We start from the raw sequence: 25,299 nt of genomic DNA on the forward strand, positions 1-25,299 counted from the left end.
CACGTGGGTGCGATCAGAAATCGAAGCCGAGTTGGCCTCCGTCTTCCAGCGCCGCCGCCTCTTCGCTGCGGCGCACCTTCTTGAGGTGGCGCCATCGCGGCAGTGCGTCGAGGTACGACCACGAGAGGCGGTGGTAGGCGGTCGGACCCCGCTCTTCGAGCACGGCCCGGTGCACGGGTGACGGGTAGCCGGCGTTCGCGGCGAAAGCGAAGTCCGCTATTCCGTCGCCCTGTTCACCCAGTTCGGCCATCATCCGGTCGCGCCGGACCTTGGCGATCACCGAGGCCGCGGCGACGGCCACGCAGGACTGGTCGCCCTTGATCACCGTCCGGACCTGCCAGGGTGCGCCGAGGTAGTCGTGCTTGCCGTCGAGGATCACCGCGTCGGGCCGCACCGGGAGGGCCTCCAGGGCGCGCACCGCCGCGAGTCGCAGCGCGGCGGTCATCCCGAGCTCGTCGATCTCCTCGGGGGAGGCGTGCCCGAGGGCGTGGGCGGTGACCCAGTCCTCCAGGACGTCGAGCAGGGCGTCACGTCTTCGGGGGGTGAGGAGTTTGGAGTCGGTGAGTCCCTCGGGCGGCCGGCGTAGGCCGGTGATCGCCGCGCAGACGGTGACGGGACCGGCCCAGGCCCCGCGTCCGACCTCGTCGACCCCGGCGATGACCTTGGCGCCGGTGGTTGCGCGGAGGGAGCGCTCGACGGTGTGGGTGGGTGCTTCGTACGGCATGGCGCCAGCAAGGGTACGCCGCCCCGGCCCGCCTGCACACCCCGGCCCGGGTCAAGCCGCTCCCGGTTCGACCGGCGCACGGGTACGGACCTTCCTGGACGGCTCCCCTCACCGCCCGGCCGGGCGGTGGGCCCAGGGGCGCACGGAGACGGGATCGACTCCGTCCCGGGCGACCGGCCCTCAAATCCCGCCACCCGGACGTTCGCTTCCGCACACCGCTCTACGGCAACGCATCGGCATCGCCGCAGTCGAATCGACCCTGAGCGGATCATGCGCTACCGGCCGGATCAACCCGGCCAATTCCTTGCGGCAGCAGCACGCACACCAGCCGGTGGGCGGATTCGAGAACGCCGCCCCCGGTTCGCACGCGGAACCGGACCGCCAGGAGCAGGTAGCTTTCGCGAAGCTCTGAACTCAGGACCGACCCAACCCGGTGAACACATCCGGAATCGCCCGTTCGAGTGTCGGTCCGGCTTGATCGCAGCCACCGTACGAGAGCCGGGCGCGGGCTGTTGGCTCCGGGCCCGGACCCTCGGACGGCACCGGACGGCACCGGACGGAGTTCGACGACGCGGACTAGCCGGCCCGGGTCGGCCGCTCCGGAAGCCAGGCGGGCAGGGCTTCGGTGCGGGCCAGCCAGGACTGCGGCAGCACCTCGTCGCCGCGGCCGCCCAGCACCCCGCCGACGATGGCGCAGGTGGTGTCCACGTCCCCGCCGACCTGCGCGGTGGTCCAGAACGCCCGCTCGTAGTCGTCCAGGGCCCGAGCCGCCGACCACAGGGCGAACGGCACCGTGTCGTGGGCGCTGGTGCGCCGGCCGCAGCCGAGCACCGCCGCGACCGTCGTGGCATCGCCGTAGTCCAGCATGTCCCGCGCCCTGCGCACCCCGGCGCCCACCGCACTGCGCGGAACCAGCGCGATGACCCCGTCCAGCAGGTCGGCGGCCGTAGGCCTGCCCTGCGGGGACGACGCCAGCGCGGCCGCGGCGGCGACGGCCATCGCCCCGCACACCGCCTCGCGGTGCTGGTGGGTGGTGTAGGCGGAGATCTCCGCCTGGTGCGTGGCCTGCTCGGGGTCGTCCGCGTACCAGGCGCCGAGCGGAGCGATCCGCATCGCCGCCCCGTTGCCCCAGGAGCCCTGTCCGTTGAAGAGCTCGGCGGCCAGCGTGCGCCAGTCCGCGCCCTCCCGGACGAGCCGGAGCATGCGGTTCACGGCGGGGCCGTAGCCGCGGTCGAAGTCGTGGTGGGTGGCGAAGGAGCTCGCCAGCGCGTCCTGGTCGATGCGCCCGTGCGCGGCCAGCACCGCGACCACCGAGCAGGCCATCTCGGTGTCGTCGGTCCACTGCCATGGGCCGTTGCCGGCGGGCAGCTCGCGCCGCTTGAGCAGGGGGTAGTTGACGGGGACGAAGTACTGGGAGCCCAGGGCGTCCCCCAGGGCCAGCCCTCGAAGGCTGGACAGGGCGCGTGCGTAGCGCCTTTCGGGAGTGGTTTCAGCGGTCATCGCGCGTCACTCTAGCCGTCCAGGTCATAAGGCTCGGGTGTGGTCCAGCGCTCAAACGGGCGGTCCATCCGGTACCGGCCGTCCGGGCCGAGGAGCAGCACCCGGTATTCGCCGTTCCCCGGGTTGGAGAGGGCCTCGAACTCGTTCACCGACCAGTGGAACCAGCGCATGCAGAACAACCGCATCGTCAGACCGTGCGTCACCAGCAGCACGTTCTCGGGGTGGTCCGGCGCCTCGAAGCTGCGGTAGAGACTTTCCAGGAAGGAACCGACGCGGTCGTACACGTCGGCGCCGGACTCCCCTTGCGCGAAGCGGTAGAAGAAGTGCCCGTAGGCGTCCCGGTAGGCCTTCTGCAGGCGCACGTCGGCGCGGTCCTGCCAGTTGCCCCAGTCCTGCTCGCGCAGTCGCGGCTCCTCGCGCATCCGTACCCGCGTCGGATCGAGGCGCAGCTCCCGAAAGGTTTGCAGGGTCCGGCGATAGGGGGAGACGTACGCGCTGATGTGCTCGTCGCCGAAGAGGTCGCGCAGCCGGACTCCGGCCTCGGCGGCCTGTTCGCGGCCCCTTGAGGTCAGGCGCAGGGCGTGGTCGGGTTCACGCTCGTACACCGTGTCGTCGGCGTTCCCCTCCGACTCCCCGTGCCGGACAAGGACAATGCGCCGTGGTCGTACCATCCCACGAGCCTATTCGGCCACCGACGCCCGTGTGGACCGGGGCGCGCCGGACCGGGCGGTCGGGCCGTCGTACGGTCATACCGTCCAGCCGGGTTCGAGGTCCACGACGTCTCCGGTGAGCGCTTCGACGTCGGCTTCCGTCTGGGCGCGCAGGGAGAGCCGCTCGACCCGCTCCTGCCGGTACTTGCCGTGCTCCGCCGCCGCCCGCCACATCGACAGCACGAGGAACTCGCGGCCGGGCGCCTCACCGAAGAGGCCGCGGACCATGCCTGGCGAGCCCGCCATTGCCGGGTTCCACACCTTCTCCTGCATCAGGGTGAAGTGCTCCTCGCGCCCCTCCCGCACCCGGGTGTGCGCGACCCGGACCACGTCGGCGTCGGTGAACCGGGGCTGGAATCCGGTCTTCACGTCGAACCGGTGGTCGAACAGCGTGACGCGCGCATCGGTGTAGGTGCCGTTCTGGGAGGCCGCCAGCCGGTCGTGGGAGCGGGCCATGAAGGAGTCGTAGAAGGCGCGGCTCTCCCAGAACGCGAAGACGTGCGCGACGCCCTGCCGGCCCCGGCTCCAGCCGCCGCCCTGCCCACGGAATCCGGGCTCCCCGGGCAGCCCCGCCCATTTGCGTTGCCCGCGCTCGAACCCGCGTCGGTCCGTCACCGTGCAGCGAATCCACTTGACCAGCACCGCGCCATCGTACGGGCCGGGCACGGCCCGGGTCAGTCCCTTGAGCGGTGGATCCGAACCAGTTCCGCCGCATCCCGATCGGACAGCCGGAGGCCGAACTCCCGGTCGAGGAGCCCGATCAGGTCCTCGGCCGCGACGGCCTCCCGCTCGGTCCGCCCGTCGGGGTGCAGACGCGTGAGTTCGCTGCCCACGAGGGTCTGGCGCACGGCGTCGCCGGGGAGCTGGACGAGGGTCCGCCCGACGAAGGAGGAGCGGGGGTGGGAGGAGCTGTAGTGGTTCAGCACGACGTAGTCGACGGGGTGGTAGTGCTGCGGGGAAAACGCGTACAGGTCGCGCCACGCTCCGGCACGCAGGGCGCACAGGACGAGGATGTCGTCCTCCTCCTCGCGGACGTGGAACGTCCACTGCCCCTGGCGAACCTCGTGACCGGGCCGTGCGAGCGGTACGGGCTCGCGCGGGCCCTGGTAGCCGAAGCCCGCGTCACAGAGCCACGGTTCGCCGTCGACGGTGACGACGAGGACGGCGTGCGTCACCGCGAGCAGGCTGTCGCCCCGGGTGCGGTTGCGGGCCCCGCGCCCGGTGACCTCGAAGCCGAGCCGCTCCAGGGCGGCGGCCAGCAGCGAGTTCTGCTCGTAGCAGTAGCCGCCGCGACGGCCGTGCACGAGCTTGTCCTCAAGGGCTTTGACGTCCAGGTCGACGGGGCGGCCGAACAGGACGTCCAGGCTCTCGAAGACGATGGCGGCGGTGTGGGCCCGGTGCACTGCGTACAACGTCTCCAGGTCCGGCCCGAGTTCCCGCTCCCGGGCGCCCTTTCCGTCGCCCCCGATCGGGCTCCCCAGACCGATGCGCGCCAGGTACGCGTCCAGGTCCAGCTCGTCACCGTGCCACATGGCTCCCCCACTCCCCCGCCGCGAAAATTCCGGGGCGCCCCGTCGGGCGCGCCCCCACACAATGATCGCCAGATACCCCCCACAGGCCAACCGGCCCTGCGGAGGCCCTGACCGGCGTCGCGGCGACGGCCGACCCCAAAGTGGCCTCCCGGCGTGCGCGGTTGCGCCGAGGGGAGCGGCGCAGGTCCGCGGGTGGGGCGTTCCTGGCATGCCCGACGCCTCACCGGGTGACAGCCGGTCGGCGAACGCCCGCAGCACGACGAAGGGGACCGCCCGTGGGTCGGTCCCCTTCGTGTGCTGCCCGTCAGCTACGTCCGCGTACTACGTCGGATGAGGCGTGCCGGGTGATTGCGCCGTGGTTCAGCTGCAACCGCTGGTCGAGCCGCAGCCCTCGCAGATGTAGCAGGAGCCGGCGCGCTGCATCTTCGTACCGCACGAGAAGCAGAGCGGGGCGTCGGCGGAGACGCCGAGCTGCATCTCGACCAGTTCGGCGTTGCTGTGAGCCGTCTTCGGAGCCGGGACCGCAGCGATCGCGACGGGCTTCGGGGCCGCCGGAACGACCGCGACCGGAGCCGACTGCGCGAGGGTCTCGGTGTCCAGTTCCTCGCCGTCGAGCGGCTCGTAGGAGCCGGTGTCGAGGTGGCGCTGACGCTCCTCGGCGGAGTGGATGCCGAGGGCGGAGCGGGTCTCGAACGGCAGGAAGTCGAGCGCCACGCGGCGGAAGATGTAGTCGACGATCGACTGCGCCATCCGCACGTCCGGGTCGTCCGTCATACCGGCCGGCTCGAAGCGCATGTTCGTGAACTTCGCGACGTACGTCTCCAGCGGGACGCCGTACTGCAGACCCACCGAGACGGCGATGGAGAAGGCGTCCATCATGCCCGCGAGGGTCGAACCCTGCTTGGACATCTTCAGGAAGACCTCGCCCAGACCGTCGTCCGGGTAGGAGTTCGCCGTCATGTAGCCCTCGGCGCCACCGACCGTGAAGGAGGTGGTGATCCCCGGGCGACCCTTCGGCAGGCGCTTGCGGACCGGACGGTACTCGATGACCTTCTCGACCGCCGCGCGGATGGTCTCCTCGGCCTTCTCGGTGACCTCGGTCTTCTCCTCTTCCTTCTTCTTCGCGGAGAGGGGCTGGCCGACCTTGCAGTTGTCGCGGTAGATCGCGAGCGCCTTGACGCCCATCTTCCACGCCTCGAAGTAGATCTCCTCGATCTCCTCGACGGTCGCCGTCTCCGGCATGTTGACCGTCTTCGAGATCGCGCCGGAGATCCAGGGCTGGATCGCGGCCATCATGCGGACGTGACCCATCGCGGAGATGGAACGCTCGCCCATGGCGCAGTCGAACACGGAGTAGTGCTCGGGCTTCAGACCCGGGGCGTCGACGACCACGCCGTGCTCGGCGATGTGCGTGACGATCGCCTCGATCTGCTCCTCCTGGTAACCCAGGCGGCGCAGGGCCTGCGGGACGGTGCCGTTGACGATCTGCATCGAGCCGCCGCCGACGAGCTTCTTGAACTTGACCAGGGCCAGGTCCGGCTCGACACCGGTGGTGTCGCAGGACATCGCGAGACCGATGGTGCCGGTCGGCGCGAGGACGGAGGCCTGGGAGTTGCGGAAGCCGTTCTTCTCGCCGAGGCGCAGGACGTCCTGCCAAGCCTCGGTGGCCGCAGCCCAGATGATGCTGTCGAGGTCATCGGTGCGCGGCGCGACGGCGTTGGCGTCGGCGTGCTGCTTCATGACGCGCTTGTGCGAGTCCGCGTTGCGGGCGTAGCCGTCGTACGGGCCGACGATGGCGGCCAGCTCGGCGGAGCGCTTGTACGCGGTGCCGGTCATCAGCGAGGTGATCGAGGCGGCGAGGGTGCGACCGCCGTCCGAGTCGTACGCGTGGCCGGTCGCCATCAGCAGGGCGCCGAGGTTGGCGTAGCCGATGCCGAGCTGGCGGAAGGCGCGGGTGTTCTCGCCGATCTTCTGCGTCGGGAAGTCCGCGAAGCAGATGGAGATGTCCATCGCGGTGATGACCAGCTCGACGACCTTGGAGAAGCGCTCGGCGTCGAAGGACTGGTTGCCCTTGCCGTCGTCGTCGAGGAACTTCATCAGGTTCAGCGAGGCGAGGTTGCAGGACGTGTTGTCCAGGTGCATGTACTCGCTGCACGGGTTCGACGCGGTGATGCGGCCGGACTCGGGGCAGGTGTGCCAGTTGTTGATCACACCGTCGTACTGGATGCCCGGGTCGGCGCAGGCCCACGCGGCCTCGGCGAGCTTGCGGAAGAGCGCCTTGGCGTCGACCTTCTCGATGACCTCGCCGGTCATGCGGGCCCGCAGGCCGAACTCGGTGCCGTTCTCGACGGCCGTCATGAACTCGTCGTTCACGCGGACCGAGTTGTTGGCGTTCTGGTACTGGACGGACGTGATGTCGTCGCCGCCCAGGTCCATGTCGAAGCCCGCGTCGCGCAGGGCGCGGATCTTCTCCTCCTCCTTCACCTTGGTGGCGATGAAGTCCTCGACGTCCGGGTGGTCCACGTCCAGCACGACCATCTTGGCCGCGCGGCGGGTGGCGCCGCCCGACTTGATCGTTCCTGCGGACGCGTCGGCGCCGCGCATGAAGGAGACGGGGCCGGAGGCGTTGCCGCCGGAGGAGAGGAGCTCCTTGGAGGAGCGGATGCGGGAAAGGTTCAGGCCGGCGCCGGAGCCGCCCTTGAAGATCATTCCCTCTTCCTTGTACCAGTCGAGGATCGACTCCATGGAGTCGTCGACGGCCAGGATGAAGCAGGCGGAGACCTGCTGCGGCTGGGGCGTGCCGACGTTGAACCAGACGGGCGAGTTGAAGCTGAAGATCTGGTGCAGGAGCGCGTACGTCAGCTCGTGCTCGAAGATCTCCGCGTCGGCGGGAGAGGCGAAGTAGTCGTAGTCCTCGCCGGCCTTCGTGTAGGTCTTCACGATCCGGTCGATCAGCTGCTTCAGACCGGTCTCGCGCTGCGGGGTGCCGACCGCGCCGCGGAAGTACTTGCTGGTGACGATGTTGACCGCGTTCACCGACCAGAAGTCGGGGAACTCGACGCCACGCTGCTCGAAGTTCACCGAGCCGTCGCGCCAGTTGGTCATGACGACGTCACGGCGCTCCCAGCTCACCTCGTCGTACGGGTGCACGCCCGGGGTGGTGTGGATGCGCTCGATACGCAGGCCGCTCTTGGCAGCCTTGGTCCCCTTGGTGCGGGTACCTCGCGCCGAGCCGCTCGCCGTCTCAGTCATGCCGCTTCCTCCCATATGCGGGCAAAAACGCCCTAAAGTGCCAGCGCTATTCCGCGGCACGGTGCTGTGTGTCTTGTATCTACGAATTTCGCCCTGCCGTCCGGCCGGCCGGGCCGCGCCGAGGTGCGGCCCGTCAGGTCAGTCGGTGGCGGAGGCGGGCACGGGGACGACCCGGGGGGTCCCTCCGGGCTCGCACTCGTGGGGAGGCCGGGGCTCGCGGAGTTCCGCGATGGCGGCCTCGAAGTCTTCAAGGGTGTCGAACGCTCGATAAACGGATGCGAACCGCAGGTAGGCGACGAGGTCGAGCTCCTGCAAGGGGCCGAGTATGGCCAGACCCACGTCATGGGTGGTCAGCTCGGCGCTGCCGGTGGCGCGCACCGCCTCCTCGACCCGCTGGCCGAGCTTGGCGAGGGCGTCCTCGGTGACCGGCCGCCCCTGGCACGCCTTGCGGACGCCAGAGATGACCTTGGTGCGACTGAAAGGTTCGGTGACCCCGCTGCGCTTGATCACCATCAGCGAGGCAGTCTCCACCGTCGTGAAGCGACGGGAGCAGTCGGGGCACTGACGGCGCCTGCGGATCGACGTTCCGTCATCCGTGGTGCGGCTGTCGACGACCCGACTGTCGGGGTGCCTGCAGAAGGGGCAGTGCATGGTTCCCTCACCCTTCTTGTGGCACGACCGAATCACCCCACGGCGCCCCTGAACGGCAGGGACGGGTCTCTGCCGGGGGCTCGTGAAGCAGCTACCAGCATATGCGATGCCGGAGACCCTGACCGACCGGGGACCACAACTTGTGGGCGGCGGCGCTCATCCAACCACTAGATCTTGGGTTGGGATGGATTTTCACCACTCCGCGTGTCGCGGCGCCCGACGGGCGGTGACGGAGCTTGCGAGTGCCAGACTGGACGTCGGCACCACGGCGGCGGCCCCACCGGAAAAGGTACCGCAAGGACGGAGCGAACCCCCGAACCCGCGTTCGGAACAATGGCCGATCGAGTACCCCGAGGCCGGCCGCACGACAGCCCCCGGGGGTCACGGAACGTGACGGCCGAGCGGGCGGGCACCAGGGGGCCGAGCCCGTCGGTACGGCGGTCGATCACCCGTTCAGTCCGGCTATACACCCGCACAACTAACCCAGGTGGACGATCCCTGATTTTTCACTCGAACGTGTGTTTGGCGCAACCTTTCGAAAGCTACTACCGTTGTCCAGCTAGGGAGAACATTTCGAGAGGGGCCGACGTGACCACGACCGCAGACAGTGCCATCATCACTGCCCAGAACCGCTCCCAGAGCCGACTTGAGCCGGTGCATGCCATGAACGACGCAAGTGTGAACCCGGAAGCGGAGCCCGTACGCCCCGCACGGTCGCTGCCAGGGCGACCTCCAGGCATCCGCGCAGACAGTTCCGGGCTCACGGACCGGCAGCGGAGGGTCATCGAGGTCATCCGGGACTCGGTACAGCGCCGCGGCTACCCGCCGTCGATGCGCGAGATCGGCCAGGCGGTCGGCCTGTCCAGCACCTCGTCGGTGGCGCACCAGCTGATGGCCCTGGAACGCAAGGGCTTCCTGCGGCGCGACCCGCACCGTCCCCGCGCCTACGAGGTGCGTGGCTCGGACCAGCCCAGCTCGCAGCCGACGGACACCACCGGAAAGCCCGCGGCGTCCTACGTGCCCCTGGTCGGTCGGATCGCGGCAGGCGGTCCGATCCTCGCCGAGGAGTCGGTCGAGGACGTGTTCCCGCTGCCCCGCCAGCTGGTGGGTGACGGAGAGCTCTTCGTCCTCAAGGTCGTGGGCGACTCCATGATCGAGGCCGCGATCTGTGACGGCGACTGGGTGACCGTCCGCCGCCAGCCCGTCGCGGAGAACGGCGACATCGTCGCCGCGATGCTGGACGGCGAAGCCACCGTCAAGCGTTTCAAGCGCGAGGACGGCCATGTGTGGCTGCTCCCCCACAACGCCGCCTACCAGCCCATCCCCGGTGACGAGGCCACCATCCTCGGCAAGGTCGTCGCCGTACTGCGCCGGATCTGACCCCGCCGCCCCTCAGCCGGCTCCGGGACCCACTGCGCCGGTCCCGGAGCTGCCGCACGCCCGGATCCGCGCTGTGGTCCGGTGAAACCACGGGTCCTGAGCCCATGGTTTCGAGCTGGTGGTCCGGAGCCGGTGTGCTCACGACCGGCATCGGGGCGTCCGCGCCCTGCTGACCCCTACTTGCCGTCCGCCTGCGCGGTCGCGTCGATCGCGGACAGGGAACGGCGGACCTGGTTGCGGTCCGTGGTGTACCAGAAGTCCGGCAACGTGGCCCGCAGGAAGCTCCCGTAGCGGGCCGTGGCCAGCCGGGGATCCAGCACGGCGACGACACCGCGGTCGCCCGAGGCGCGGACGAGCCGGCCCGCACCCTGGGCCATGAGCAGCGCCGCGTGCGTGGCCGCGACGGCCATGAATCCGTTGCCGCCGTGTTCCTCGACGGACTTCTGCCGCGCGCTCATCAGCGGGTCGTCGGGGCGCGGGAACGGGATGCGGTCCATGACCACGAGCTGGCAACTGGGTCCCGGCACGTCCACGCCCTGCCAGAGGGAGAGCGTCCCGAACAGGCAGGTCTTCGGATCGGCGGCGAACGTCTTGATCAGCTCGCCGAGCGTCTCCTCGCCCTGGAGCAGGATCGGGTTGTCGAGGCGGCCGCGCAGCTCTTCGGCGGCGGCCTTGGCTCCCCGCATCGAGGAGAAGAGGCCCAGAGTGCGGCCGCCCGCCGCCTCGATCAGTTCGGCGAGCTCGTCCATCATGTCGCCGCGGGTGCCCTCCCGGCCCGGGGTGGCCAGGTGCTTGGCGACGTAGAGGATGCCCTGCTTCGGATAGTCGAAGGGGGACCCGACATCCAGGCCCCGCCAGACCGGGACGTCCTCCCCCTCGACCCCTTCCGCGGAGAGGCCGAGCGAGGCCGCGATCCCGTTGAAGTCGCCGCCCAGCTTGAGGGTCGCCGAGGTGAGGACCACCGAGCGGTCCTCGAAGAGCTTTTCGCGCAGCAGCCCGGACACGGAGAGCGGGGCGACGCGGAGGGTGGCGCCGAAACGGTCGTGGCGCTCGTACCAGACGACGTCGTACTCGGATCCTGTCGTGATCCGCTCCGCCACGGAATGAACGGTCTCCACCGCTGCCAGCGCCTGCTTGCGAACGGCGTCCTCGTCGTGGACGGATTTGTCGCGGGTGGCTCCGATCGCGGAGATCACGTTGCGTGCCGCGTCCCGCAGCGACATCAGGGCGTAGCCGAGGTCCTCGGGGACCTCCTCCAGACGGCCGGGCAGCGCCAGCTCCATGACCCGCTCGAACGACTCGGACGCGGTCTGGAGGGAGTCTGCCGTCTTCTCGTCGACGAGCTTGGCCGCCCGCTTCACTGCCCGGTTCACCTGGCCCGGTGTGAGCTCGCCGGTGGCGACGCCCGTCACGCGCGAGACGAGCTCGTGGGCCTCGTCGACGATCAGCACCTCGTGCTGTGGCAGCACCGGCGCCCCTTCGATGGCGTCGATGGCGAGCAGCGCGTGGTTGGTGACGACCACGTCCGCGAGCTTGGCCCGCTCCCGAGCCGCCTCCGCGAAGCATTCGGCCCCGTAGGCGCACTTCGTCGCGCCCAGGCACTCCCGGGAGGAGACCGAGATCTGGCTCCAGGCCTTGTCGGAGACACCGGGGGTGAGGTCGTCGCGGTCGCCGGTCTCGGTCTCGTCCGCCCAGTCGCGCAGCCGGATCAGGTCCTGGCCGAGCTTGCTGGTGGGCGCGGCCGCCTCGAACTGGTCGAAGAGCCCCTCCTCCTCGTCCTGCGGAGCCCCTTCGTGGAGGCGGTGCAGGCAGAGGTAGTTGGACCGGCCCTTGAGCATGGCGAACTGCGGGCGGCGGCGCAGCTGCGGATGCAGCGCCTCCACCGTGCGCGGGAGGTCGCGCTCGACGAGCTGACGCTGGAGGGCCAGGGTCGCCGTCGCCACGACCACGCGTTCGCCGTGCGCGAGGGCCGGCACCAGGTAGCCGAGGGACTTGCCGGTGCCGGTGCCGGCTTGGATCAACCGGTGGGAGTTGTCGTCGATCGCTTCGGCGACGGCTTCGGCCATGGCCACCTGGCCGGGGCGCTCCGTACCGCCGACGGCGGAGACGGCGGCGTGCAGCAGGTCGGGGAGGGAGGGCTTCGTCATAGCACTGCCAACCCTACGGGGCGCCACCGACAGTGGTGGCATCGATCGACCGTCACGGGCGGTGCAGGGGGTTGGGCACCGTGCCGTGCGTGACCGCGTGCGGGCGGTCCGGGCGGTCGCGGTAGCCGTCCTCGTACAGGCGGTTCCGGTTCAGGCAGAGCCGGTCGATCCGCTCGGTGAGCAGGTCGAACTGCTCGTGGCGGTTCTTCTGCTCCGGGAAGCGTGCCTGGTGGCGGAGGATTTCCGCCCGTACGAGGGACCAGAAGTCGCGCTCGGGGACGGCGAGCCGGTCCTCGCAGATCGCCGACAGGTAGCGGAAGACGCCGATGAACAGCGCGGAGTGGATGAACTGGGTGAGGTAGGACGGCGGCTCGGTGAGCAACACGGCACGGACCTCGTCCGGCATGGAGGCGTGTTCGGGGAGCGGTGTGCCGCTGATGTTGATGTCGTCCACGAAGTCCTTGACCGCGAGGCGCACCGGCACGTCGCGCTCGTCGAAGATCACGATCGTGTTCTCGCCGTGCGGGGAGAAGACGGTGCCGTAGCGGTAGAGGAAGTGGAGCAGCGGGGGCAGCAGGGTGGCGAAGAGCCGTTGCAGCCAGACCGCGGGAGCGAGGCCGGAGCGGGCGACGAGTTCGGCGGTGAAGGAGCAGCCGCGCGGGTCCGTGTGGAGGAGGGAGGCCAGGGTGCGGGCGCGCTCCCCTGGGGCGAGGCGGCCGGTCAGGGGCTCGCGCCAGATCGCTCCGAGGAGTTCCTTGTACTGGTAGGGGACCTCGGGCAGCCGGTCGTAGACGGGGTGGCGGACCGTGACGGAGGCGACCTCGCCGAGCAGGATCACACGGCACTCGTCGCGCAGGAAGGGGTCGCTGTCGCGCAGCGAGTGGATCCAGGCGGTGACGGCGGGGGCGGCGAGGGAGAGGTCGCTGGGCAGGCCGCGCCAGACCATGGTGTTGAACACGGACAGCGGGAGTTTCACGCTGTGCCGGTCGGGGCGGGTGAGGTTCAGAAAGGTACGGATCGACTGCTGCGGGAGCCTGAGGTCGGGGTCCGCGGGCAGCGGTACGAGGGTTCCGGAGGCGAGGGCGGGGGCGAAGAGGGGGAGCACGACCTCGTCCCACTGCCATGGGTGGACGGGGAAGTAGAGGTAGCGGAGCGGGTCCAGTCCCCGGTCGCGCAGGATCCGGTCGAAGGTCGCTCTGGTGACGGGGTCGAGTTCGGCCGAGTGGAGTCGGGCGGGATCTTCCAGGGCGGCGGTCCCGCGGTACTCGGCGAGGGAGGTGTGGGCGGCGAGCCACGGGAGGCGCTGGGGGGTACGGGCCTCGGGGGCCCAGGCGGCGGCGTCCGAGGCGGACCACCCGACGCGGCCCTTGTTGAGGACGAGCCAGGGATGACCGGTCTGGTGACCTTCGAGGGCGGCGTGGTCGAGGTCGGCGAGGACGTCGGCCGTGAGGGCGTGGTGGTCGAGGCGGGCGTCGGCGGCGAGGGTGGCGCTGAGCTCGCGGACGAGGTGTCCGAGGGTGGGGCCGTCGAGGCGCAGGAGGGCGCGGGCGCGGACCAGGAACTCGTACGGGTCCCCGAAGGCGACCGGGGGCTGCGGGGAGGGCGCGGGCGGGGTGAGGGTGAGGGTGTCGGGGGCGACCTGCCAGCTGCCGTAGGCGCGGCGGCGGGCGCGGAAACCGAGGCTGCTGCCGTCGTCCAGCGTCAGGGTCCAGGCGTCGCCGGCGGCTGCGGGGGCCGGAACCGGGCTGACGATCTCCTCGTACGCGAACTCGCCGAGCATCTTCGCCAACAGCCGCCGGGCGGCGAAGTCCCAGGTGGGGCGGTTGAGTTCGGGTGGTGTGCCGGGGTGCTCGGGCGACGGCGGCAGGGCGGGCTCCGCGGAGTCGGGGGCGGCGGGGAAGTTCGACACGGGACTCCTCGGGGATCGGGAACTTTGCTGCGTCGCGCAGAGTTTTCGAAGGGAGAGGTGTTGCTGGGCGGATCTCCGGTCGATCCGGTCGATGTCGGTCGGTGCAGTCGATCTGTTCAGGGCTACGGGGCGGCCGGGCGGTGCGGCGATCAGAGGAGGTTGCGCAGCGCTCGTTCCCGGAACATCAGGGCGGCGCGCTTCTCGGGGAGGTCGGTTTCCGCGGCGTAGCGGAAGCCGGCGGTCAGGAAGGCGGATACGGAGGGGGTGTTGGTGATGTCCGGTTCGGCGATGACGCGCGTGCACCGGGGTTGGTTGTCGAGGACGAGGTCGGCGACCGCGCGCAGCAGGGTGGCGCCGAGACCGCGGCCGCGGTTCGTGCCGTCTCCGATGAGCAGGTGGAGACCGGTGTCGTGGGGTTGCGCCGCGTAGTACTGGGACAGGGGGTCGAGATCGGCCCGGTAGATCTCCCAGTAGCTCATCGGCGTGCCGTCGAGCAGGCCGATGCAGGGGGTGCTGTGGCCGTCTCCGTCGAGTTGGGCGCGCAGGTGCGCGGCAGTCACGCCGGGGGGTCCGGCGAGGTCCCAGTAGGCCGCGACCTCGGGATCGTTCATCCACCCGGTGAGGAGTTCCAGGTCTCGTTCCGGGCGCACGGTTTCGAGGCGGAAGGCGCCGACGGGGGTGGCTGCCGCCCCCCAGCCGGCCGGGGAGTCGAGGAGGTCGGCCTCGGCGAGCAGGGGCAGCCGTTCGACGACGAGCCGGCGTTCGGGGGCCGGGGAGGGCGCCGGTACGGCGAGGGACAGGGAACCGGTGGGGGTGTCGGTGGAGGGCATCGGCTCTTCTCCGGGTCGGTGTGGCGCGCGTCAGTCGTGGAGGGGGTTGGTGATGGTGACGTAGACGGACTGGGTCTCCACGGGGCCCACCAGCTCGTCGAGGCCACCGAGGCGGGTGAGCAGGTTCGCCTTGCATCGGAGGGTGGGTGAGTCGAGCAGTTGCGCGGGCAGCGGGCCGAGGTGTGCGGCCTTGCCGAGGAAGCGGCGGAATGCGGCGAGGAGCACGCGTTCGTCGGCGAGCCTCTGGGCGCCGAAGGCACCGATGAGGCCGAGCACGTTGTTGATGCCGAGGTAGTAGGCGAAGCGTTCGTCGGTGACGGCGTCGGGAACGAAGGTGTCGCTGGTTTCGCCGATGCCGGGGAGCCGCTGTTCCAGCTCCGTGCGACGGGAGTCGCGGAAGTAGTAGCCCTGGTTGTCGCGGAAGCGGCCGCCCACGGGCCAGCCGGCCGGGTCGAGGAGCACCAGGGTGTTCTGCTGGTGCGCTTCGAGGGCGATGCCGGCGAGTGCGTCGAAGGCGAGGATCGGCAGGACGACGTGGTCGAGGTAGCGCAGGAACCACTCCGTGGACACGGCCGAGGTGGAGCGTCCGGTGGCGGCGGCGAGACGGAGGACGGTGTCGGCAAGCCGGGACCGCATGGTGGTCCGGCCCGGCCAGGGACGGGAGGCGGTGAGTGCGGCGATGCAGACGGCGTCGTCGTCGGGACGAAAGGGGTTGTGGCGCAGGAGGGCGTCGAGTCCTTGGACGGCGGAGCCGTCCAAGGCGTTGACGGCGACCCAGGCAGGGTCTCGGACGATGTCGAAGCCGGGGTGGGCCGCCTGCCACTGCTCGGCGAGGCCGGTGCGCAGCAGCCGGTGGACCTCGACGCCGCGGTGGAGTTCCTTGCGGAGGTTCTCGCGGCGGGAGTTGGTGATGCGCAGGCCCAGGGAGAGCTTGAGCATCGCGGGGCTGCCTGGGCGGTGCACGGTACGGACGGAGGAGGTGGGGTACCAGGGTGCGCCGTGCGGGCCGAGGTCTGTGAGGAGCCCGGCGTCGCGTAGGGCGGCGACGGCGGGGCGCCGAAGGAGGTCGTGGGCCTGCCATGGGTGCAGGGGGAGGGCGGTGGTACCGACAGGCAGTGGGAGGCCCGGGGCGAGACGGGCGAGCAGTTGGGGGGCGGAGACCGGACGGCCTCGTTCGGTCCAGGCGGAGTCGGTGGCGAGGGCCGCCGGCGCGACCGCGAACCAGTGCAGGGGGAAGGAACCGTGGAGTTCGGGTGAGTAGCGGCGTACGTCGGCCTCGGAGAGCCCCTCGCGGCTCTTGGGGTCCGGCTGGAGGGGGTGACCGAGGAGGAGCGACTGCTCGGAAGTGAGGAAGCGGTCCGCGTCGATGGGGGCGGGGGCGGTGGGCCGTTGGCGCCGGTCGCAGATGAACTCGGTCGTGCGGCGGACCGAGTCGGCGACCCGGCCCACGAGGTCCACGCCTGCACGGCCGTTGCCCTCACGGGCGATCAGGGCGGCGAGGGTGACGGCGTCCAGGGCAGGGGCCGTGGCGGGAGCGCCTTGGAGGCGGGCGGGGGCGAAGCGGTGCCAGCCTGCCCGGGACCAGTACCGGACGGGGACGAGCAGGGCTGCGCCGGATGCGGGAAGGGGGATGCGGAGCAGGGTTCCGGGGGGCCCGTCGGGACGGCTGATGCCGCTCTCACGGACCCAGCACCGCAGCAGGTTCTCCACCGTGGCGGCGTCGGCCGCGATGGCCGGGTCTGTGTGGTCCAGCAGGTCGGGCAACGCTGCCGGTGCGGGCCGGACCGGTCCGACCCCGCCCACCCGATCCCGAGGCACCCCGTCCTTCTGCCGCGGAACCGCCACCGCCCGAACCTGCTCCACACCGAAATCCGCCCCGTCCTCGGGGGTGCGAGCCTCTCCGGGGGCGGTCGCGGGGCTGGGCGGGGTGGCGGGGGCGGCGGCTGCCGGGCCGACGGACGCTTCGTCGAAGGCGGGCGGCGCCGCGGGGGCGGGCGCCGCCACGGGGGCGGGCTGCGTCGCGGGCGCGGCGGAGGCTTCGCTGGAGAAGGGCTGCATCGCAGGAGCCGCTGAGGCCTCGCCGGAGAAGGGCTGCATCGCGGGATCGCCGGAGTCGGGCTGCGTGGCGGGAGCGGGCAGCGAGACCGAGGTGGGCCCGGTCTCAGGGGTGACCACCTCCGCAGGAGCCGGCGGCACTTCGGAGGTGGCGGCTGCCGGACGGGCGGGCACCGCGCCGGAGCCGGGGTGCGTCACGGGCTCGGGCTTGGCCGGTGGGAGGAGGGTGGGCTCCGCCACGGAGGTGGCGGTCGCCGTACGGGCCGGCGCCTCGCCGGAGGCGGGCTGCCCGGCGCGGGTGGGCTCTGCCACGGGAGTTGTCACCTCCTCGGGAGCCGACGGCACCACGGGGGTGGCGGCCAATGGGACGGCAGGTGTTTCGCCGGGGGCGGGGGCCGGGGTGGGGGCCGGCTCCGGCGCGGCGTGCGGCTGCGGGGCGGGAAGGGCCGCTGCCGAGGGAGCGGGCTCTACGTCGAAGGTGGTCGCGACCACGAGTGCGGGCTCCTCGGCGAGGGAGAGTGGGGTGGACCGGCCGAGCGACATGGCGGGCTCGGAGGCGGAGACCGGCTTTGCCGAGGAGACGGGCGGCGCGGAAGGTGTTCCAGCGGCATCGATGTCCTGGACGGCCTGCACGTCTTGGGCGCCCTGCACGCCCTCGGCATCATGCACGACCTGCACGCCCTCGGCGTCATGGGCACCCTGGGCCTCTGGACGCTCGGGCTGCTCGGGTTGCGGGGCCGACTCGGGGTCCGCCGCGCGGGGGACGGTCTCGGGCGGTGGAACGACTTCCGCTCGGACCAGGTACGTCGGAGGTTGCGGGGTCGGGCGCGACCAAGGAGTTCCGGCCGAGGGGGCAGTGGCAGTCCCCGTGGCGGGAACCGAGGGTCCGGATGCCGGGTGAGGTGGGACCGGGCGGGACCAGGAGTTCCCGCCCGACGGGGTCCCCCCTGAAGGGACCACACCTGGCTGCAGTCCCTGGTCCGGCGTCACGTCGCGCTGCGGTGCCCCGGCCTGTGAAGTCCCGGAGTACGGCGTTCTGGGTGACCCGTTGCCTGCTCGCACGGGTTCGACCGACAGGGCTCCGGCAGGCGAGGTGCCGTGCGACCGCGCCGCGCCCGAAGGCGTTCCTTCCAGCGGGAACCCAACCGTGGCCGTCCCCGCCCAGGGCGTTCCGGTTTGCTCAGCGGCGTCCGTCGGCACGGCAACAAACGGCTCATGCGCCTCCCGGCTCCGGAGCGCCGCCGGCTCCGCCGCCGACCCCGCCGCCGGTGTCTCGGCCCGCGCGGTGAGGGCGGACAACGTCCCCGTCTGCGCCGTCCCGGCCGAAGGAAGCACCGAGAACGTGTCTCCGACCTGCGGCCACGAGGCCGATGCCCCACCCGCCTCAAGCGTTGCGGCTCCCCCCGCACGGGGGGTCTGCTCGCCGGACGATGACGTGGCCACGGTCGGAGGGACCCTGTCCCCGGCGACCTCGGGCGTCCGATCGGCGGCGGACAGCTCGGGCGAGGGGTACGGCTCCATCGGCGGGGACAGCGCCGCACCACTGGACGAGGCGACGGGGGACGGCCTGACGCTGTCCCCGGCCGACGCGGGTGGCGCCTGGGCGGCTACCGACAACGTCGAGGAAGGGGTGGACTCCCCCGCCCAGAACGACAGGACCCCGGGTGACGAAGCACTGCTGAACGGCCGGACGCCATCCCCCGAGGACGCGGTGGCCCGAACGACGGCCGACGGCGCTGGGGAGACGGACGGCTCCACCGCCCAGGACGACAGGGCCCCGGCAGACAACACGATGTCGGGCACTCCGACGTGGGATCCGGCGGCCTCCGGGGACGGAGCGGAGGCCGTCGCGGACATGTCGGCCACCACCCCGGCTCGGAACCCGGCAGGCTCCGGCCGCGACGCGGAAGCCGCCGTCTGCATGCCGGGCACCGCCCCGGCAGTGGATCCGGCAGGCTCATGGGGCAGAGCGGAGGCACCCTGCGTGTCGGCAGCCGCTCCACCTCGGGACCACGCGGACTCCGGCGGCAGGGTGGAAGGGACCGCCGTCATGGCAGCTCCCGGCCCGCCGGCGAACCCGGCAGGCTCATGGGGCGGCCTGGAGCCCCCCTGCATGGCGCCCGCCGCTCCGACGCGGGACCCGCCAGGTTCCGGGGGCAGGGCGGAGGCCGCCGCCGACGGGGCGGCCATCGCCCCGCCTCGGGACCCGGCCGGGTCCGGCCGCAGCGCGGGGGCAGGGGGCCGGAGCGGGGGGACCGGGGTGTCGCCGCAGGTGGGTGGGGTGAGGGACGGGTCGGGCATCGGGGTCCTTCGCGTGCGGGTCAGTGGGGGCGGCGGGCCGCGGCGGGGACGGCGTCCGCGAGCCGGTCCAGGACGGCCGCCGCCTGCTCGTCGGTCAGGGTCAGCGGGGGCAGCAGGCGGACGACGCTGGAGTGGCGGCCGCCGAGTTCGACGATCAGGCCGCGGTCCAGGCACGCCTGGCGCACGGCGGCGGCGAGGTCGGGTGCGGCGGCGCCCGTTTCGGGGTCGACGAGTTCGATGCCGATCATCAGGCCGCGCCCCCGGACGTCCCCGACGCAGGGGTGGTCGGCGGCGAGGCCCCGCAGGGCGGTCAGCATGCGCGCGCCCAGGACGGCCGCGCGTTCGGCGAGGCCGTTGCGGCGGACGTGGGCCAGCGTCGCGGTTCCGGCGGCCATGGCGAGTTGGTTGCCCCGGAAGGTCCCGGCGTGCGCGCCCGGTGCCCAGACGTCGAGTTCGGCCCGGTAGACGATGACGGCGAGCGGCAGGCTCCCGCCGATGGCCTTGGACATGACCATCACGTCGGGCACGACCCCGGCGTGATCGACGCCCCAGAAGGCGCCGGTGCGACCGACCCCGGTCTGGACCTCGTCCGCGATCAGCGGGATGCCCCGGGCTGTCGTGATCTCCCGCATGCGGCGCAGCCAGCCGTCGGGGGCGGGGTGGACCCCGCCCTCCCCCTGGACGGGTTCGACGATCATGCCCGCGGGGGCCGGCACCCCGCCCTTGGGGTCGTCCAACAGGCTCTCGGTCCAGTGCGCGGCGATCCGTGCGCCCTCGGGTCCGCCGATGCCGAAGGGGCAGCGGTAGTCCTGCGGGTAGGGCAGTCGGGTCACCCGTACGTCGGTGGCGTGCCCGGAGGCGTCCAGGGCTCCGGCGGTCATGCCGTGGTACGCGCCGGTGAAGGTGAGCAGGCCGGCGCGGCCGGTGGCGGCGCGGACCAGTTTCAGCGCGGCTTCGACGGCGTCCGTCCCGGCGGGGCCGCAGAACTGGATGCGGGCGTCGGCGGCCAGTTCGGGCGGCAGGTTGGCGAAGAGTTCGGTGGTGAACGCGTCCTTGACGGGGGTCGCCAGGTCGAGGACGTGCAGCGGGGCCCCCGAGTCGAGGACTCCTCTGATGGCTTCGAGGACGACGGGGTGGTTGTGCCCGAGGGCGAGGGTGCCCGCGCCGGAGAGGCAGTCGAGGTAGCGCCGCCCGTCGGCACCCTCGATGGTCAGCCCGCGGGCGCGGACGGGGACGATGGGCAGGGAGCGGGCGTAGGTGCGGGCGGCGGATTCCCGCAGCGCCTGCCTGCGGAGGATGCCCTCCGCCACGACGGGGCCCCGGCTCCCCTGGGTCGGCACGGAGGCCGCTGCTGCGGCCGGCTCGGTCAAGGCCACGACTGTCGGTCCTCCCGCACGGAATTCCCTTCCGGATTGCGTCTCGAACATGAACGCTGGTGCACCATCCCCCGTACGTACCAACGACGGGGGAGGCCACGGATCACGGGTGGCCGGAAGATCCTTGGCCGCGATCGGACAAGACCGGGCACCGCGAACGGGAGCAGGGGAGGCCCATGACGGTCCGGGACCGCAGGAACCGCGGACCCGGGGACCGCCGTCCTCAGAGGCGGCGGCATAGTGGGGGGCTGCACGGCACCCCGATCCATTCCGCTTCAACACCTCGAAACACCAGGGGGACTGACAACATGCGACCGAACCGACCGGTCACCGCGATCCTGTGCGTGGCCGCGCTCGCGCTGACCGCCGCGGCCTGCGGACCCGGCGACGGGGAGGCCGGCGGCGACGCCAAGCCGACCGTGGCTGTGAACCTGCCTTCCGGCGCCCCGGACGGGATCAAGATCCCGGACGAGCTCAAGGACAAGCTCAAGCAGCACGGCTTCGACCTGGAGAAGTGGAAGGGGGGCGAGTGGAAGAACTGGCAGAAGGACGACTGGCTCCGCGAGGCGGGCGACTACATCAACCCGATCATCGAGGGTTTGTGGGACCCGGACCGGATGCGTGACGCGGAGCAGCCGCAGCGTCCGGCCGTGGACCCGGACGCCGGCAAGGACCAGGGCGTCACCGACCCGACCCCGGCCGCGGTGACGGCGAAGCCCGCCGCCGCGCCGTACCACTCCAGCGTCCCCGCGTCGGGCAAGGTCTTCTTCGACGGCCCCGAGGGTTCGATGGTCTGCTCGGCGACCGTGGTGAAGGACCCCGCCCACCCGGGCAAGTCCAACATGGTCTGGACGGCGGGCCACTGCGTGCACGCGGGCAAGGCCGGCGGCTGGTACCGCAACATCGCCTTCGTTCCGTCGTACAACAACACCGGCAAGCCGTCGGCCGCGCTGAAGGGCGCGCCGCGCGAGCAGGTGGCTCCGTACGGCGTGTGGTGGAGCGACTGGGCGCAGACGTCCGACCAGTGGATCGCGACGGGCGGTCCGACGGGCGGTGCGGGTGCCCCGTACGACTTCGCGGTGCTGCACGTGACGCCGGAGAAGGGCAACGGCAAGTCGCTGGAGGAGACCGTGGGCACGGCGCTGCCGGTCGACTTCGCGGCTCCCGCGGTGGGGAAGGTCGCGAGCATCACGGCGACGGGTTACCCGGCGGCGGCTCCGTTCGACGGGCAGAAGGCGTACCAGTGCGCGGACAAGCCGGGGCGTCTGACGCTGAAGGCGGCGGAGCCGGTGATGTACCGGATCGGCTGCACGATGACGGGCGGTTCCTCGGGTGGCGGTTGGGTCGCCGCGGGCGCGGACGGCAAGCCGGCGCTGGTGTCGAACACCTCGATCGGCCCGGCCAAGGCCGGCTGGCTGGCGGGACCGCGGCTGGGGCCGGAGGCCAAGGGGATCTTCGACGCGGTGAGCGGCAAGTTCAAGTAGGACGGTCCGTCGGTCGACGCACGCAGGACGTCGGCCGACCGACGCCGGACGTCGGCCGACGTACCCGGGACATCGACCGACGCCGGACATGACGGAGGGCCCCCGCCGAAAGCGGGGGCCCTCCGTCATGCGTGCGGCGCGTGCCGCGTCACCGTTACTGCTTCGCGGGCACGTACGGCGCCAGGTCCGCCGCGAGTTCCGGGTGGACACGGGCCTTGAGCAGGGTGCCCTCCGGGGTGTGCTCCTCGGAGATGACCTCGCCCTCGGCGTGCGCCTTGGCGATGAGCGAGCCGCGGGTGTACGGCACCAGGGCCTCCACCTCGACCTCGGGTCGGGGCAGTTCGGCGTCGATGAGCGCGAGGAGTTCCTCGATGCCCATCCCGGTGCGGGCCGAGACGGCGATGGAGTGCCGCTCGATGCGCAGCAGGCGCTGCAGGACGAGCGGGTCCGCCGCGTCCGCCTTGTTGATCACGACGATCTCGGGCACGTTGACGGCGCCGACCTCGCGGATCACCTCGCGGACGGCCGCCAGCTGCTCCTCCGGCGCCGGGTGCGAGCCGTCCACGATGTGGAGGATGAGGTCGGAGTCGCCGACCTCCTCCATCGTGGAGCGGAACGCCTCGACGAGGTGGTGGGGCAGGTGCCGGACGAAGCCGACCGTGTCGGCGAGGGTGTAGACCCTGCCGGACGGGGTTTCGGCGCGGCGCACGGTCGGGTCGAGGGTGGCGAACAGTGCGTTCTCCACCAGGACGCCCGCGCCGGTGAGGCGGTTGAGCAGCGAGGACTTGCCGGCGTTGGTGTAGCCGGCGATGGCGACCGAGGGCACCTTGTTGCGGCGTCGTTCCTGCCGCTGGATGTCGCGGCCGGTCTTCATCTCGGCGAGCTCCCGGCGCATCTTCGCCATCTTCTCGCGGATGCGTCGCCGGTCGGTCTCGATCTTGGTTTCACCGGGGCCGCGGGTGGCCATGCCGCCACCGCCGCCGCCACCCATCTGCCGGGACAGCGACTGACCCCAGCCGCGCAGTCGCGGCAGCATGTACTGCATCTGCGCGAGCGCGACCTGCGCCTTGCCCTCTCGGGACTTGGCGTGCTGGGCGAAGATGTCGAGGATGAGGGCGGTCCGGTCGACGACCTTGACCTTGACGACGTCTTCGAGGGCGATGAGCTGGCCGGGGCTGAGCTCGCCGTCGCAGACGACGGTGTCGGCCCCGCTCTCCATGACGATGTCGCGCAGCTCGCGGGCCTTGCCGGAGCCGATGAAGGTGGCCGGGTCGGGCTTGTCGCGGCGCTGCATCACGCCGTCGAGGACGAGGGCGCCCGCGGTCTCGGCGAGGGCGGCGAGCTCCGCGAGGGAGTTCTCCGCGTCCTGCACCGTCCCGGAGGTCCACACGCCGACGAGGACCACTCGCTCCAGGCGGAGCTGGCGGTACTCGACCTCGGTGACGTCCTCGAGTTCGGTGGAGAGACCCGCGACGCGGCGCAGGGCCGCGCGCTCGGAGCGGTCGAGCTGGTCGCCGTCCCGCTCTCCGTCGATCTCGTGGCTCCAGGCGACGTCCTCTTCCATCAGGGCATCGGCCCGAAGGCTCTCGGTGAAGCTCTGCGGGTCGCGCGCGTCCTGCGCGTCGTCCCGCGGGTCCTGGGAAGGGGAAGAAGAGGAGGTCATTGGATCCTTACGTCGATTCGAATGCGTCGCGCCGGCTGCGGTGCGAGCCGTTGCCGGGCCTGTCCGGCGAGGCCCGGCCGGTCATGGCCAAAGGTACCGCCGCGCGTGACATCACACTGTCACGTGCAACGCGTCACCCCGCCCGGTGATTCCCCGGGAAGGCGTTCCCCGGTTCACCTGACGGCCTCGTCGATGGTGACATGCCCGTTCCTCGCCCGTCATACCGTTTTCCCACAACCCGGTACCGCGTCCCTACCGGCTGCCGGCACCCGATGCGGCGGCGCCCTTGCCCCCCGACGCCGCCGGACCGCTCCACTCCGGGTGTCCGGGCATGGGCGGCGTCTTCGCCCCGTAGAGCCACGGCTGCAGGAAGGGGCCGAGGTCCCGTCCGGCTTCCTGCGAGGCCAGGCGCACGAAGTCGGCCGTGCCGGCCACCCCGTCCCTGTGCTCGGCGACCCAGCGCCGCTGGATGCGGTCGAAGGCGGCCGTGCCGACCTCCTGGCGCAGGGCGTAGAGGATCAGCGCCGAGCCGTCGTACACCACGGGTCGGAAGAGCCCGATCTTCTCGCCCGGGCCGGAGGCCTTCGGGGCCGCCGGCGGGCCGCCCGCCGCCCGCCACTGGTCGGAGCGCTGGTACGCCTCGCGCATGCGGCGCTCCAGGGAGTACTTGCCGAGCCCGTCCGCGTAGAGGGCCTCGTACCAGGTCGCGTGTCCCTCGTTGAGCCACAGGTCGGACCAGGTGCGCGGGCTGACGCTGTCGCCGAACCACTGGTGCGCCAGCTCGTGGACCATGACGGCCTCCACGTACCACTCGGGGTAGCCGGCTCCCGTGAAGAGCCCGTGCTCGAAGAGCGAGAGGGTCTGCGTCTCCAGCTCGAACCCGGTGGTGGCCTTGGCGATCAGCACCCCGTAGTTCTCGAACGGGTACCGGCCCACCCGCTCCTCCATCCAGGCCACGTGGCCTGGGGTCTTCTTCAGCCAGGGCTCCAGCTTCTCCCGGTCGGCGGCGGGCACCACGTCGCGCAGCGGCAGCCCGTGCGGGCCGGTGCGGTGGACGACGGCGGACCGGCCCACGGAGACCTGGGCCAGTTCGGTGGCCATCGGATGCAGGGTCCGGTACGTCCACTCCTTGGCGCCGCCTGCCCGGGCCGCCGGCAGGGCGCCCGGCACCCCGTTGGCGACGGCGGTGAGCTCGGCGGGGGCGGTGATCCGGAAGGTGAACCAGGCCTTGTCGGCGGGGTGGTCGTTGCACGGGAAGACGCGGTGCGCGGCGTCGGCCTGGTTGGCCATGGCCAGGCCGTCCTCGGTGGGGACCCAGCCGCCGTCGCCGCGTCCGCGCGGGTCGCTGGTGTGCCGGACGGTGATGCGCAGCGGCACGCTCGCCGCCACGGCCCGCGCGGGGGTCAGTACGAGGTCCTCCCCGACGCTCTCGAACCGCGCCGGCTCCCCGTTGACCTCGGCCGACGCCACCGTGCCGTGGGTGAAGTCGAGGTTGATCCGCTCCAGCGGCTCCAGACTGCGGGCTTCGATGACGGTGACCGCGTCCAGGGGGCTGCGATTGTCCTTGTACGTGAAGGACAGGTCGTAGGAGAGGACGTCGTACCCGGGGTTGCCGAGCTCCGGGAACAGCCGGTCGCCGATGCCCAGCGGCTTCGGCGGGGGCAGCACGGCGGCGACGAGGGTGAGGGAGGCCGCGGCCAGCAGGGCGGCGCGCAGGCGCGGGGAGGTGAGCTGCATCCACCACCGCTTACCAGCGGCGGCCCGCGACCCGCGCGCGACGCGCGA

At 71.8% G+C, this 25,299-nt stretch carries 16 protein-coding genes; 2 read left to right on the forward strand and 14 right to left on the reverse strand.

Going from position 1 to position 25,299, the window contains the following annotated elements; all coding sequences use genetic code 11:
* Positions 1-13 precede the first annotated feature (13 nt).
* The 7 genes from NOD94_RS07060 to nrdR form a co-directional block, all read right to left on the reverse strand.
* Complete coding sequence (locus tag NOD94_RS07060; protein ID WP_281204858.1) at positions 14-724, reverse strand: ribonuclease HII; 711 nt, start codon at positions 722-724, stop codon at positions 14-16.
* A 576-nt stretch (positions 725-1,300) separates the two neighbouring features.
* On the reverse strand, positions 1,301-2,224 hold the full coding sequence (locus NOD94_RS07065; RefSeq protein ID WP_281204859.1) for an ADP-ribosylglycohydrolase family protein: 924 nt from the start codon (positions 2,222-2,224) through the stop codon (positions 1,301-1,303).
* 11 nt (positions 2,225-2,235) lie between these two features.
* Positions 2,236-2,895 carry a histidine phosphatase family protein gene (locus NOD94_RS07070; RefSeq protein WP_281204860.1) on the reverse strand — a complete coding sequence of 220 codons (660 nt, stop codon included), beginning with the start codon at positions 2,893-2,895 and terminating at the stop codon, positions 2,236-2,238.
* 75 nt (positions 2,896-2,970) lie between these two features.
* Positions 2,971-3,576, reverse strand: a complete 606-nt coding sequence (locus NOD94_RS07075) for a YdbC family protein (protein ID WP_281204861.1) — start codon at positions 3,574-3,576, stop codon at positions 2,971-2,973.
* A gap of 32 nt (positions 3,577-3,608) precedes the next feature.
* Positions 3,609-4,466 (reverse strand): arylamine N-acetyltransferase, encoded by an 858-nt coding sequence (locus NOD94_RS07080; RefSeq protein WP_281204862.1) that lies wholly within the window; start codon positions 4,464-4,466, stop codon positions 3,609-3,611.
* A 360-nt stretch (positions 4,467-4,826) separates the two neighbouring features.
* Positions 4,827-7,718 carry a vitamin B12-dependent ribonucleotide reductase gene (locus NOD94_RS07085; protein ID WP_281204863.1) on the reverse strand — a complete coding sequence of 964 codons (2,892 nt, stop codon included), beginning with the start codon at positions 7,716-7,718 and terminating at the stop codon, positions 4,827-4,829.
* Positions 7,719-7,856: 138 nt separating this feature from the next.
* Positions 7,857-8,369 carry a transcriptional regulator NrdR gene (gene nrdR, locus NOD94_RS07090; protein WP_281204864.1) on the reverse strand — a complete coding sequence of 171 codons (513 nt, stop codon included), beginning with the start codon at positions 8,367-8,369 and terminating at the stop codon, positions 7,857-7,859.
* 588 nt (positions 8,370-8,957) lie between these two features.
* On the opposite strand from nrdR, the gene lexA reads away from it, so the two are divergent.
* Complete coding sequence (gene lexA / locus NOD94_RS07095) at positions 8,958-9,749, forward strand: transcriptional repressor LexA (RefSeq protein WP_281204865.1); 792 nt, start codon at positions 8,958-8,960, stop codon at positions 9,747-9,749.
* A 176-nt stretch (positions 9,750-9,925) separates the two neighbouring features.
* On the opposite strand, the gene NOD94_RS07100 is transcribed toward lexA, so the two are convergent.
* From NOD94_RS07100 to NOD94_RS07120, 5 genes are all read right to left on the reverse strand, one after another.
* Positions 9,926-11,896 carry an ATP-dependent DNA helicase gene (locus NOD94_RS07100; protein ID WP_281204866.1) on the reverse strand — a complete coding sequence of 657 codons (1,971 nt, stop codon included), beginning with the start codon at positions 11,894-11,896 and terminating at the stop codon, positions 9,926-9,928.
* Positions 11,897-11,948: 52 nt separating this feature from the next.
* Positions 11,949-13,805 (reverse strand): IucA/IucC family siderophore biosynthesis protein, encoded by a 1,857-nt coding sequence (locus NOD94_RS07105; protein ID WP_281204867.1) that lies wholly within the window; start codon positions 13,803-13,805, stop codon positions 11,949-11,951.
* Between the two features lie 149 nt (positions 13,806-13,954).
* On the reverse strand, positions 13,955-14,635 hold the full coding sequence (locus NOD94_RS07110) for a GNAT family N-acetyltransferase (RefSeq protein ID WP_281204868.1): 681 nt from the start codon (positions 14,633-14,635) through the stop codon (positions 13,955-13,957).
* 30 nt (positions 14,636-14,665) lie between these two features.
* Entirely contained in the window at positions 14,666-16,732 is a 2,067-nt protein-coding gene (locus tag NOD94_RS07115) for an IucA/IucC family protein (RefSeq protein ID WP_281204894.1), read from the reverse strand.
* Between the two features lie 2,279 nt (positions 16,733-19,011).
* Entirely contained in the window at positions 19,012-20,418 is a 1,407-nt protein-coding gene (locus NOD94_RS07120; protein ID WP_281204869.1) for a diaminobutyrate--2-oxoglutarate transaminase family protein, read from the reverse strand.
* A 257-nt stretch (positions 20,419-20,675) separates the two neighbouring features.
* Between NOD94_RS07120 and NOD94_RS07125 the strand changes: the two genes are divergently transcribed.
* Positions 20,676-21,851 carry a hypothetical protein gene (locus tag NOD94_RS07125; protein ID WP_281204870.1) on the forward strand — a complete coding sequence of 392 codons (1,176 nt, stop codon included), beginning with the start codon at positions 20,676-20,678 and terminating at the stop codon, positions 21,849-21,851.
* Positions 21,852-22,005: 154 nt separating this feature from the next.
* On the opposite strand, the gene hflX is transcribed toward NOD94_RS07125, so the two are convergent.
* On the reverse strand, positions 22,006-23,514 hold the full coding sequence (hflX, locus tag NOD94_RS07130) for a GTPase HflX (protein WP_281204871.1): 1,509 nt from the start codon (positions 23,512-23,514) through the stop codon (positions 22,006-22,008).
* 252 nt (positions 23,515-23,766) lie between these two features.
* Entirely contained in the window at positions 23,767-25,251 is a 1,485-nt protein-coding gene (locus NOD94_RS07135; protein ID WP_281204872.1) for a M1 family metallopeptidase, read from the reverse strand.
* Positions 25,252-25,299: the final 48 nt, after the last annotated feature.

The sequence above is a fragment of the Streptomyces sp. Isolate_45 genome (genome assembly GCF_024721315.2).
GTDB lineage: Bacteria > Actinomycetota > Actinomycetes > Streptomycetales > Streptomycetaceae > Streptomyces.